Genomic DNA, 12330 nt, shown 5'->3' with positions numbered 1-12330 from the left:
ACGATATTACTATTTTTTGGACCGATCGCTCGCCTCCGTTCCACCATCAGCCTGAAGGACAATCAGCCGACTTGGCTACTCTTCAGACGTCGGTCCAAAGGCATCTAAGCCTATTAGAATTCAGCGATTCGCTAAATATCGGCCTTCAATCATCCAGTACTGGATGATTGCGCGTTGTGCACGCGAACTATCTTTCCGAACGATCGATGTCACTACCGCTTCAAGAGCCTGCAGCGCCGCATGGCGATCGGGATCAGTTGGCGATTGCACTTCGGTATGATCATATTCGAATTCTCGCAAAGTGTTCACCAAGAATAACCCGACGATATTGTTCGCACCGCGACAGATTTCGGTGAGAGCCGACGCACCGGTCGCCCAAAATTCGCTCGGCATCTTCTTTGCCATGGCACGAAACGCCGCCTCCAGATGCGGAATATGTCCCGGCAAAAACTCTGGAACATGGCGAAGAAGAATTTCCCGCCGCAAGTTTCGCGCCTGCGCGCAACTTGCGCCCGCTTCCTGCAAATGTTTGACCATGGCTTGGGTGGCATATTCAGCATCGGGCGTGCTGATGACCAGCCCACCGTGAGCCCCACGCTGCATCGCAGCTGCTCGATGCAACTCGAGCAGGCGCACGGCCTGGCGGATGACAGGTCGGCTGACGCCATAAGCCTTCATGAGTTGGGGCTCCGACCCGAGCCGGTCTCCGGCTACCCAGCCTCTGTTTCGCATGTCGCGCAAGATCGCACGTACTACCCATTCGGCCTTGCGAGATTGTGGTAAAGGCCGTTCGGCCTCACCTTCCGATTGGGCACTCCTCTGGACCTCACGTTCGACGAGACTGAGGTTCTCGTCATGAAGGCGAATACTTGCCTCCACGTCGCCGGCAATGAAAGCTTCCAGCTTTTTGTGCGTCATTTCCCAATAGAGCCGATATCTTTCGCTGGTCGAGCGATACACGTTCGTGTCCACCGTAAGATCGAGCAACAATTGGTTTACCACTTGCGTGGAAAGGGCAAGCGCAGCTCCACCCGCGCTTGCCGCGATGATCGTCCGGAGCTGGAGATGGCGATAAGCCTCCGACGCAAAATTGATCTTCGCCAGCCGTGCCGCTTCGGCTCTGAGGTAATCGGCAGTGGCGAGGCTGAGTCCGTCTTTCGATGATAATGCGGTAAGCCAATGATTGGCCCGCGTCGATAATTCGCACAGTTCGGCAGTCGCCCCTTGAAACTGAAGATATATGGCAGCCGTGCGCGCGGCGGAACTGCTATCGGGGGCACCGATGATAATCCCCCCGCCCACGCCGCGGCGTGAAAAGGCGATGCCTTTTTCTTCCAGCAGAAGCACCGCTTGGCGCAGCATCGCCTCGGTCACCCCATATCGGGCCCTTAATTGCGTGGCTGAACCGAAGAGCGAGCCGGCCTGCAATCCCGACCTTGCCTGGTCCTGGGCAATCTGACGGGCCAGTACCGCCGCTTTCGCTTCAGCCAAATGACGCTTCCTTTCAACGCATTTTCCAAATCCGGATCGGCAACATCCCGCGCAACCATTACCCTCTCATGCGCTTGAAAGGCAACGGATCCGCGCCTCTTCCTTCTCGCCCAAGCGCATCCCGGCGCCGTAAACAGCCATTTAATTAGGTATGTTATTGCAACAATCATATCGACAAACTCAAATTTAATGGGGATAAATAGGTTTGTTAATTAGATTCGAGGAGCGGGTGATGGGTAAGGACGACAGGGATAGCGGCATCAACATCAACATTTCCCGGCGCTTGATGTTGGGCGGCATGGCCTGTGCGGCCACCGCACCTCTCCTGGGGAACGTCGCGCGGGCGGCCACATCGACCGGCGATGAACTTACCTGGCTGCCCGCGACGCGTTTGCGCGACATGATAGCCAAAAAGGAAGTCTCCGCGCTGGAAGTCACCAACCATTTCCTGGCGCGGATCGAACGGCTGAATCCGTTGCTCCACGCCTTTGTTCATGTCGATCCTGACGGTGCCCGCCGCGCAGCGCGCGAGGCCGACAAGGCAGTGGCTAATGGTAAGCCGCTGGGGCCCCTGCATGGTGTGCCGATGGGGATAAAGGACCAGATCTGGGCGAAGGGGCTGCCCTCGACATGCGGCTCACAGGTGTTTGCCAATTTCCGGCCGAGCTTTGACGGCACGATCGTCGAACGCCTCCGCGCCGCCGGCGCGATCATCGTGGGAACGACGAACATGCCCGAATTCGCGGCATGGCCCCGCTCGAAATCCTATGTGGCGGGGGAAGCCGTCAACTCATGGGATACTTCGCGCATTCCAGGGGCATCGAGTGGCGGCAGCGGAGCCGCAGTGGCGGCTGGCATGGTGCCTGTCGCGATCGGAACGGATGGTGGCGGCTCGACCCGCATCCCTGCCTCATTATGCGGCCTCGTCGGTGTCCTGCCGACATTTGGGCGCGTTCCCGGCTATGGAGGTTTTCACTGCGGCCTGCGGGGAAGCGCAGGACCGATGGCGCGGTCGGTGCGCGACGCGGCGGTGGTGCTACAGATTATCTCCGGACCCGACCCGCGAATGAGCCGGGCCATTCAAACCCCCGCCCCAGACGGGCTAACCGGGCTCGAAACAGGCGTGCGTGGCATGAGGGTCGCATGGTCACCCGATTTCGGCAGGCTAAAGCCCGATCCGGCGGTTCTTGCCTCGGCTCAATTGGCCGCACATGCGCTCGCAGGAGCGGGAGCCGACGTCACGATGTCGACGGCTCTGATTTCGCATCCTTGGGGCAATGGCGACTTGCTGGCCGACCTTCAGCGGGCGGTCGGGCAGGGCGGATTCGAGATGGACCCCGTAGGCGACGTACCGGATACCAGCATGATGGAAAAATGGCTGATCGAGAGCAGTGTCACCGGCATTCCCTGCTTCGAGCTTCCGCCGATCAAGAAATTCCTGGCGGAGCATAGTGGACTGCTGTCGCCCCCGCAGCGCCTGATGAGCAAGTTTCCACCCAACCTCAATGGCTTGCCCAGTGATAAGGAATTGCATGGGCAACTTGATCCGATCTTCGCCAAGCATGACGTTATCTGTTCGCCGACGATGCTTACGGTCGCGCCCTCGGTGCCGTCCGGCTGGGCGATCCCTTATGACAATATGTATATGGGCACCGATTTCACCTTTATCGCGAATACCATGGGCTATCCCGCTGTAACGGTGCCTTGTGGACTTGTGCGCGGATTGCCGGTGGGTCTTCAGATTTTGGGGCAGTGGGGCAGCGAAGCGACCGTCCTTCGTGTGGCACGTGCTGTCGAGGCCGCACTGCCGCAACTGGGATCTCCCCCGATAGCGTGACCGGAGAAGCGCCAAATTACAGACGGTAGCAAGGAGATAAGTGACCTTTAGGCCGCTCATCTGAGCCAAAGATGCTGCAAAGCGATGTGAGCCTCCGGCTTGCCTATTTTGGCGCGAGCCGGAGGCGCGCGGTTTCCTTGATTTCATTGAAGTGCCGGAAGCGATTGGGCCCCTGGCAAAGGCATAATATCGTCAACGAAAATATTCGTAACGACCAATGATCTAAATATTAATTTGTAGTGGGAGGTAAAATAATGAATATTTATATTGAAAAAAGCACTCTTTTCGCCACAACTATATTATCGCTTGGACTATTGTCGATCGCGCCTGCGGCAGCGCAAGCGGGAGCAGTGGACGAGGATCAGGGAGGCATTCGCGAGATTGTCGTCACGGCCCGAAAGGTCAGCGAAAATCTTCAGACCACGCCGGTCGCCGTAACCGCGCTTGACACCACCGCCTTGCAGCAGAGGCAAATTACCAGCGTCGCCCAGATCGTACAGGCGGCGCCCAGCCTTTCCATCCAGATCGGAGGCACCGGCAACTCAGGCCTTGCCTATGTCGCTATTCGCGGCAATGCCCAAAATTCACCGAATTCGGCAACGGATGCTGCCGTGGGCATCTATGTCGATGGTGTTTATTATGGCCGTCCGATGATTGGAAATCTCGGCCTGCTGGATCTTGCGTCAGCTGAAGTGCTGCGCGGCACCCAGGGGACGTTGTTCGGTCGCAATACCACAGGCGGTGCGCTGAATTTGACGACTGTCGTCCCCGGCGGTGAACTGACCGGCTATATACGGGGCACGCTGGGCAATCGCGATTTCCGTTCGGTTGAAGGTGCCGTCACGTTGCCGCTGAATGGTGACGAACTCTCGCTTCGCGTGGCGGGCCGTTATTCGGAACGTGGTCCTCTGGGGAAAAATCCTCTGCGCGCGGTGGATCCTGAAACGATCAAGCATGACATCAACGCGCGCGCCACATTGCGTTTCGCACCCGCAGGATCGCCGCTGGAAATCATCATTCGTGGCGATATTATTCGTACGAAGGACAGCTACAACAACTCTGCTCTGACAGCAGTCAATCCTACCGGAGCATCTGCAGGCCTTTATGCTAGCCAGAATATAAGCCAGTATCTTCAGTCCCAGGGCAATAATTTCTATCGAAACTATAGCAATCCGCAAACTGGTAGCGACAATGTTGACAGTCCATGGAATCACAACCGGGCGGAAGGCGTGAGCGGCACGATCGAATACGACCTCGGCGGCGCCCAGATCAAGTCGATTACGGCATGGCGGCATTCGAACACCGGCGATCAGGCCGATATTGACGGCACGCCCGTGCCTGTCATTTCCTACGGGTCCGATTATGTGCAGCGGCAGTTCAGCGAAGAGTTGCAGATTTCAGGCAAGGTTGACCGTCTCGACTGGATTTTTGGCGGGATGTACTTCCGCGAAAGCGGCCATGAACAAACGGAATCCTATCCCTTCCAGAAGACGGATCTAAAGTTTCTCGCTCTTAATCCGGCGTTTGGGCCGAATTATGCCAATGGTCAGATTGCCCCATCGACGTTCGGTTTTTCCAATTTCAAATCATCGTCGCGAGCATTGTTTGCCCAGGCAAATTACGAGTTGACCGATTCGCTGCGTGCGACGGCGGGCTTTCGTTATACCTGGGATACCCGTAGTATCGTCCGGCGCGGTATAAACAACGCGACCTCGGCTCCGGAATATATCATCACGCCCGTCGCATCGCTCGGCTTCCCGGTGCGCGTGGTGCAGCCTGGCACCTGTCAGGTCGGGGTCAATGCCGGAACAGTGGCAGGCGATGCTTGTGCCCAGCCGCTGAGCGCCAAATTCAAATATCCCGCATGGACACTGGGCCTTGATTATCAAATGGGAGACGGCAAGTTCATCTATGCCAAGACCGGCGGCGCCGCGATGGCCGGCGGCTTCAACACCCGTCAAACGCCGCCCGGATTTGGGTCTTTCAAACCTGAAAAAGTGAAAGATGCGGAAATCGGCTTCAAGGGTGATTTCCTGGATCGCCGCCTGCGCGTTAATCTTGCCGGTTTCTACGTCTGGCGCAACGATGCCCAGAACATTGTAAACCTGTTCGCCAATGGCGCGCTGACACAATTCGTCCAGAATGCGGGCAAGGTCCGTTCCCATGGTATCGAACTGGAAACCACCGCCCAACCTTGGGAAGGCATGGAACTGAATGTCGCGGCTTCCCGCCTCTGGTCAAAATATAAAGCGGGTTCATTCACAGGAGTGAGCGGCGTGACCGGTATGACGATTGACCGTAGCGGCGAAGAAGTGCTCCAGGCGCCAAAATGGATATATAATGTGGCGGCCACCCAACGTATTCCTTATTCAGGGGGCGAACTCGTTGCCAGCATGAATTATGCCTATCAGGGAAGTCGTGCGATGTGTAACGATACGCCCGACCTGACCTATGGAACGAGCGCGACGAACCCGGCCGACACCGCCGCCAAGCGCGCCGCCGATTATGCTGTGTATAATCAGCAGTGCAAACTCAAGGGCTATGGATTGCTCAACGGCCGGATCGGCCTGGAACTAAATAATGGTATTGAGCTATCCATTTGGGGCAAAAATTTGTTGGAAACGCATTATTACGTGTCTCAGTTCAACGGTTATTTGTCGTTAGGTCAGTCGATAAAGTTCCAGGGCGCGCCGCAAACCTTTGGAGCCACGATCGGCTACAAGTTCTGACCTGCTCCCAAGCAGCAGTTCGCACAGAAATGAAGGTCGCGCTAATGCACGGCCTTCATTTTTTCTGCTCCACAATAGTGCGATCTATAGCCTCAGCACGCCTGCTGCCCACAAAGCCCCGTTCTCACGTCCCGCCACGATAAGAGCAAAAGTTCCTACCTCGGCTCCGTTAGCCTCGCATCAGCGCCGCTCTCGCTACTCTTTGCCACGCAACCTAGCGGCCGAATGATCGCAAAACGTCGACGTCATGTCCTGACATCATAGGGTTCTCAATCCCCTAGCCAAAGCGGCAGGCCGCGCCCATTTCAACGTCTGTGGCCCGGATACGAACCAGCAGGAGGCGCTTCGCTTCCGCCCTGTCTTTCATATTGAGGGAGATCTTCCATTCCGACCGGGGCTTGCCGGTTTTCGTGCGGATGATCGCCCACAATTCTGCGGGCACCATGCGCCGGAAATAATAGGTGCTACCGACCTGTTCGAGATACGTACACATTGCTACGCTGCTCCTGTTACAAACGTAACAGGCAACCGTGAAAACCCGTTGTTTTCCAATGGTTTTTCTTTCCGACAACCCTTTCAGGAGGGTTGGTGGAGCCGAGGGGGAGTTAATCCTTGGCTATCTCTCACAAGAAAATCAACCACTTACCTGAAGTGATCACATCTCGTGTATACCAGATGTGTAACCCTGGGCCAAGGGGATTTATGTGTACCCCCTAACCCCGTTTATGTTCGTCCGCCAGACCTGAGGTAGCCAGCAGCAGCTCGACGAAGATCGAGCATCACCGACTGCACGGCCCTGTGCGCCATCGTGCCGGAAGAGAGCACATAATGGCGCTTACTCGTCCGCTCATCGCCATGCCCCAGCAGATCGGGAAGCAGCGCGGCCTGCTCTGGCGCGTGGTCGACCATACCCGTTGCCGCGATAGCCCTGAACAGATGGGGCCAGACATGCCTGCCGAACGCATCGCCTGTCCGTTTCCTGATCTGATCACGGACCGCATGCTCGATCATCGGGGTTCCCCACCGGTTGATCCACAAATTGCGGGTCGACCTGTCGTCACCGCGTTCAAGCAGACGCGGGCGATGGACGCGCAGATAGAAGTCGATCCAGGGCGTCAGTTGCGGCGGCAGTTCGGCCTCGATCGCGCGCCCGGTCTTGGTCTCCTCTTCGCTGAACCTCAGCATATACGCACCCTCGGCGGCTAAAAGATGGCGGCCGATCTCGATCATCGTCAGGTTGGCGATGCGGACAGGACAGGCGATCAGGGTGGCAATGATCAAACCATCGCGGCCCATGGTCGCGGCATGATAGTCTCCATCCGCTGCCCGTCGCCGCGCTTCCGTCATGAGGCCGATACCGAGCCCATAGAGTTGGACGGGATCGACCATATGGGGCCGTTTATCGCGAGCAGGTCGGGCAAGGCGCTTCAGGTTGGCAACCACGGCATCCAGCCAGTGCCAGTCATGATCCGGAGCCATGACCGTCAGCATGCGCTGAGTGGCCTGCACCATCATCGCGACCGACCAAGGTGCAACCCGTGCCTGAATCTCGGTGACGAACGTTTCGATCCGTTCGTGCGTCACCCGGCTTTCTGGAGGCTCCGTGGGATCAAGCTCTCCCCAGCGGATGAGACAGGAAAGCCACTGACCATATCCCTGACAGACGATCTTGCAACGCGCTTCGCTCCAACCTCCGGCGATCCGCGCACGGCGGTCGAACCGCATCGGCATGCGTGCTTCACGCCATATCTGCTGGTCGATGGATGGCCAATCCTCAACCCTGAGGCATAATGGCGGCATCATAGCTCGTCACTCCCATCGGAATGCCTGCGCTTGCGGCCATGCCGGACAAGATAGCGGGTCGCCTCGTCATGCAGCTTCAATACATGCTTGCGATAGGCCCTGCTTGCCTGCTTCTGTTTCGAGCGCGCATAATAGTAGCGCGTGGTGTTCCGGTCGCGATGGCCCAGATGCTCACTGATTTGATCGAGCTTGTCAGGATGAGCCTGAAGGAAGCTGTCGGCTGAAATATGCCTGAATTGGTGAGGAGAGATGGCAACGCCCAACACGCGCCTTGATTGCGCCTGCACCGCGACCGCCATGGTCCTGGGGTCTATCCTCTCCCCATCCGGTCCGGGGAAAAGCCAGGAATTGGGCTTGGCGCAAAGCCGCGAACGCCAATCGGCGAGATATTCCTCCAGCAATTCGACGGTCGGCCCTTCCAGTTCATGCCGCAATTCCTGTCCGTTTTTCACCTCTTCAGGTGTCAGATCGATGATCCACTTATGATCCGGCGGCTGGCCGATCCGCTTGATCGACCGGCCCCGCTCCAAATTGACAAGATTTTCCCGCCGCATGGAACAGGTAAGGAGGAGATGGATGGCAAGCGCCGTACGCATCAGCGCGGGCGCAGACCGTTTGTCCTCCTTTGCCCTGGCTTCGCTCGCGAGACGATCAGGCAGCGTAAAGACGAGGGCGGCGAACCGCTTGTCATGCTCGATCCGGTCCAGAAGCACCCGGTTTTTCGAGGCCATATACCGCCTTTTGCGTTCCGGCGGAGCGTTTTCCTCCAGATTATACGAAATGGCCTCAAGCTCTTCCCGCTGTTCCTCCGGCAAATTGCACATGCCAGCAATAACCCGAACACGGATCATCATCTGCATCATGGTCGCAGTTACGATACCTCCGCCACGTGCGGCGAGAAACGCAAGCGCCCGCGCAACATGATCGGGATGCAGAGCAACAGCCAAGCTGTTCAGGCGCGCGAGCGGAACTCCATCACCGACCATGGCCGAAACCAGAGTGGCAATCATGTGACGATACTGCTGCACCGTATTTGGCGAGAGCTTCCTGACTTTCCGGCCCATGAAAATATTCGGATTGGCAAACCTGTGAAGCAGGGCCATCACTTCTTCACGCAGCCCTTCTGGCCATTCCTCAAATGCTATCCAATAAGGAGTCCGCTTAACCGGAGGCGGCATCAGAAACGGAAGATCGTCCCGCGAAGCAGCCAGCCTGTTCCAGACCTTGATATTTTCCCGGAGCGTTCCTAGCCAATTGCCGATCATCGCCTCATCGCGCAGATGGGCCACGAAGCGCTCAAGCAGGGCGTCAGACATCTGCTCTGGCAGAACGCCGTGACGGGCTGCGAAGTGAAACAGACGGGATGTGGAGCGTTGCGTCCTGACATCGAGAGTTGCCTGCAAGGCTCCCCATTCCCCGGTGAGCGGGTAACGCGACCGTGGGTTGAACGCCCTGCCATGGGCCAAACGGAACACCTTGCGTATCCGTGACTTGAAGTTGGCATAGGACCCTTCCGACATATTGGCCATGGCCGGTGATAGCTCTTCCAACCGTGCGAAGACTTGGCGCTGGTCAGCGGGAGTATCCATCACGCCATGACCGATCAGTCGGTCGGCTACCCTCAGCGCGGAACACAAAAAGATCACTTCGGTATGAGGGCGATCACTTTTGATCAAATATGCGCTCAAATCTGCAAATGTCAGGAGCAATTCATTTAGCCCTGATTTTACCTTGTTATGAGCATTATTGGTCATTGTTAATTACCTTTGCTCAATCATGGAAAATTGTGAAACCCCATATATATTATTCCCTGGCTATAGTTATTTGGGGTATTCACAAGGATCAGGCACCCTCGCCTTTAAGGAACTTCACGAGGTCCGCCTTGTCGATCCTGACCCGGCCCTTGGAACCAAAGCGGGGAAGCCCTTCGCACCGAAGCCAGCGGCGAATGGTGGGTTCCGATACCCGGGCAATGCTCGCGGCCTCGCGCACCGTCAGCAGTTCGACGGGCATGGCGACAATCTGGTCGGGCTTGGTGCCCGGCAGGGGCTGGGCCGTTAGCGCGCCCTTCCTGCATTTGATGTTGATCTTCATATCCTGCCTCTTTTCAGCATGGATCTTCTGGCTGCCCGGCAGCGTTCGAAGAGGATGATACGCCGTGCAGCCGTGCGTGGCGGGATGATCGAAGGCAGCATTATCAGCGTTCGATGTCACCGCATCGGTAGGGGTGGAGAAGGCCTGCACAGCCCATCTCACCATGCTGCTATTGGCGGCGGAGCGCGTGAGGGGGGAGGAAGCGATGAACGCGCCAAGGGCACCGGCGCGGCACCGAACGGACGCATCGCCCCGCTTTCAAAGCACGCGGGCGAACGGATGCCAGCCGCCAGATCAACCGGGGCATGATAGTGCTGATAAGGGAAAAGGCGAAACACGGGCCGGAGCTTTCAATGACGTTGGAACTATCCAAGTCATCGAATGCCGGTATCGGCGTTCAGGCGGCCCTGCCCTCTGATGAACTGCCGGGTTTGTGCCACAGCACATGGAGGTGGTCAAGAACGCGCAACGCAGCAGTGCCCGGGGAAAGGCTGCCCCAGACTATAGGGTATCCAGCCTCCGGGGCAGGATCAGTGGCTGTCTCCTCGCTCACGAGGCACCAGCAGCCTGCCCGATCGATCAAGTTCCTCGACTTCAGACGGAACCCAACTCTCATTATCCTCGCGCAAGTAACTGATCGCTTCCAGCATCTCGTCGTCAGCTCCATGCTCGCGGACGAGACGTTCGATCCGGTCGAGCTGTTCGTCGATCCAGCGTGCCGTTTCATGCTCCTCGATGTCATCGAGCGTTATCGTCTGTCGACCCACATCGTTCATTTGCCAGTTCCTCCTGTTCGATGAGGAAGATGATGCCGAACCACCGGGCAACGCAAGAGAGCTTTGCGGCGCCGGGACAAACCTTAGCCCAGGCCATTGCGCTGGAGTTCCCCGGCGGAGGCAGGGATCACTCGACCACAACTCCATCGAGCAACCTCGTAAGGGCGGCCTCCCTGTTCAGCAGGCATCCGGAATCCTTAATCGCGCCTGCGGTTAGCAGCGCCGTCTCGAAAATGCCATATTGAACTTTGTCGAGATACAGGACGACCGCCCTCGTTTCGGGATCGATCACCGTGCCCCGAAGCAGCATTTTCAACTCATGGGCAGTGACGGTTTCCGCCAGCGCCAACCATTTCTCGACATTGTCGGCATCCACATGGGATGCGAGATGCGCCAATTTGGTCCAACCGATCTGCCTCAGCCGCTCGGGCGCTATGCCCAGATCGTGGAATCGGCGATCGATCCGTACAAGCTCATAGGCTTTACGTCGCCCGACCTTCAGCTTTTTGGCAACCGATACAAATTCCTTGGGATAGGCGTCCTGTATCTCGCGCAGATAACGGGCCGCTTCCAGAAAATGATCGCCGACCAGATCGACAAGCGCCTGCGGCACTCCGGGCGCTTTGGTTTCAGTCCCTTTCATTGCATAAACCTTTGAAGTTGTTGGGACTTATTTCCTATGGAAAAGACACACCGGAACAATGGGTTATTGCCGGAAAAGCGCCAATTCCTGCGGATCGAGGTGCGACCGCTCATCAATACAATCAGCCTGATCCGCCCTCTGCGGGAACAGCAACTTTCCTTCACTGCCGTCTTTGGCTAAGACCGTCCTGCTCTCGATAGGTCGGGAGTGGGGCGTGGAAACCCCAGAGCAAAGCAACCGGTCATCGATTTCGGCGGCCGGATGGCTGTCGCGCATGTCCAAGGCTCTGCCCAAAGGCGGCAGCGCCTTGTGCTTTGCCGAGGTTTCCAACATCCGGCTCAGGCCGTCGCCCCGATCCATTCAGGGCGACGGAGGGTAACATCGAACACGTATCAATTTCTACGGCACGCGGTTTCGGCACCACGGAAGTGGTCGAGAAGGTGTCACAGGCCGCTTTCGGCAAACCGCTGATCACCAATATCCTGAGGGGGCATGTCGCGGAGGCGATCATCGCGCTCGCGCTGGAGCCGGAATGGACATGGTGCAGCGCTGATTATGCCGGGTGGGATTTCGAACGATCAGACGGCCTGCGTCTGGAAGTGAAGCAATCGGCGGCCCGGCAATCCTGGGGAACGGACAAGCCCAACAAGCCCAGCTTCGATGTCGCGGCCCGGACCGGTTATTGGGAGGGCGGTACGAGGTGGATCGAGAAACCCGGGCGGGCGGCCCATCTCTATGTCCTCGCCCATCACGGTATCTACGACGACAGCGCCGATCATCGCGATCCCTCCCAATGGGAGTTCTTCGTCATCCCGTCCGGCAGCTTGCCTGACATCAAGCGGATCAGCCTGAAGACCGTTCAGGGCCTGGCCCCAGCCGTGAATATAGCAGAGCTGGCGAAGGTTGTGGGTAATATCGCCGGAGGCATCACGCTTCCGGCAATCGAATGACCTTGTG

At 57.5% G+C, this 12330-nt stretch carries 11 protein-coding genes; 3 read left to right on the top strand and 8 right to left on the bottom strand.

The window, feature by feature from the left end; translation table 11 throughout:
• Window positions 1-120: 120 nt before the first annotated feature.
• Window positions 121-1491, bottom strand: a complete 1371-nt coding sequence (locus ATN00_RS08980) for a FadR/GntR family transcriptional regulator (RefSeq protein WP_062064066.1) — start codon at window positions 1489-1491, stop codon at window positions 121-123.
• A 232-nt stretch (window positions 1492-1723) separates the two neighbouring features.
• On the opposite strand from ATN00_RS08980, the gene ATN00_RS23660 reads away from it, so the two are divergent.
• Entirely contained in the window at window positions 1724-3328 is a 1605-nt protein-coding gene (locus ATN00_RS23660) for an amidase (RefSeq protein ID WP_062064064.1), read from the top strand.
• Between the two features lie 254 nt (window positions 3329-3582).
• A complete protein-coding gene (locus ATN00_RS08970) occupies window positions 3583-6057 on the top strand; it encodes a TonB-dependent receptor (RefSeq protein WP_062064062.1) in 2475 nt (824 codons plus the stop codon).
• A 277-nt stretch (window positions 6058-6334) separates the two neighbouring features.
• On the opposite strand, the gene ATN00_RS08965 is transcribed toward ATN00_RS08970, so the two are convergent.
• The 7 genes from ATN00_RS08965 to ATN00_RS08935 all read right to left on the bottom strand — a co-directional run bounded on the left by ATN00_RS08965 (window position 6335) and on the right by ATN00_RS08935 (window position 11733).
• Entirely contained in the window at window positions 6335-6550 is a 216-nt protein-coding gene (locus ATN00_RS08965; RefSeq protein WP_062064060.1) for a DUF6538 domain-containing protein, read from the bottom strand.
• A 230-nt stretch (window positions 6551-6780) separates the two neighbouring features.
• Complete coding sequence (locus ATN00_RS08960; RefSeq protein ID WP_062064058.1) at window positions 6781-7860, bottom strand: site-specific integrase; 1080 nt, start codon at window positions 7858-7860, stop codon at window positions 6781-6783.
• Window positions 7857-9449, bottom strand: coding sequence for a site-specific integrase (locus ATN00_RS08955; protein WP_197413707.1), 1593 nt, complete (start codon window positions 9447-9449; stop codon window positions 7857-7859). Before ATN00_RS08955 ends, ATN00_RS08960 begins: the two co-directional genes overlap by 4 nt.
• A gap of 253 nt (window positions 9450-9702) precedes the next feature.
• Window positions 9703-9954 carry a helix-turn-helix domain-containing protein gene (locus tag ATN00_RS23655; RefSeq protein ID WP_197413706.1) on the bottom strand — a complete coding sequence of 84 codons (252 nt, stop codon included), beginning with the start codon at window positions 9952-9954 and terminating at the stop codon, window positions 9703-9705.
• Between the two features lie 530 nt (window positions 9955-10484).
• On the bottom strand, window positions 10485-10730 hold the full coding sequence (locus tag ATN00_RS08945) for a hypothetical protein (RefSeq protein ID WP_062064051.1): 246 nt from the start codon (window positions 10728-10730) through the stop codon (window positions 10485-10487).
• A gap of 127 nt (window positions 10731-10857) precedes the next feature.
• A complete protein-coding gene (locus ATN00_RS08940; protein WP_062064049.1) occupies window positions 10858-11373 on the bottom strand; it encodes a hypothetical protein in 516 nt (171 codons plus the stop codon).
• A gap of 63 nt (window positions 11374-11436) precedes the next feature.
• Window positions 11437-11733, bottom strand: a complete 297-nt coding sequence (locus ATN00_RS08935; protein ID WP_062064047.1) for a hypothetical protein — start codon at window positions 11731-11733, stop codon at window positions 11437-11439.
• Between the two features lie 80 nt (window positions 11734-11813).
• Between ATN00_RS08935 and ATN00_RS08930 the strand changes: the two genes are divergently transcribed.
• On the top strand, window positions 11814-12323 hold the full coding sequence (locus tag ATN00_RS08930; protein WP_156415248.1) for a hypothetical protein: 510 nt from the start codon (window positions 11814-11816) through the stop codon (window positions 12321-12323).
• Window positions 12324-12330: the final 7 nt, after the last annotated feature.

This window comes from Sphingobium baderi (genome assembly GCF_001456115.1).
In the GTDB taxonomy this organism is placed as follows: Bacteria; Pseudomonadota; Alphaproteobacteria; order Sphingomonadales; family Sphingomonadaceae; genus Sphingobium; species Sphingobium baderi_A.
The sequence above is the reverse complement of the archived record's forward strand: the minus strand, read 5'-3'. Positions and strand labels throughout refer to the sequence as shown.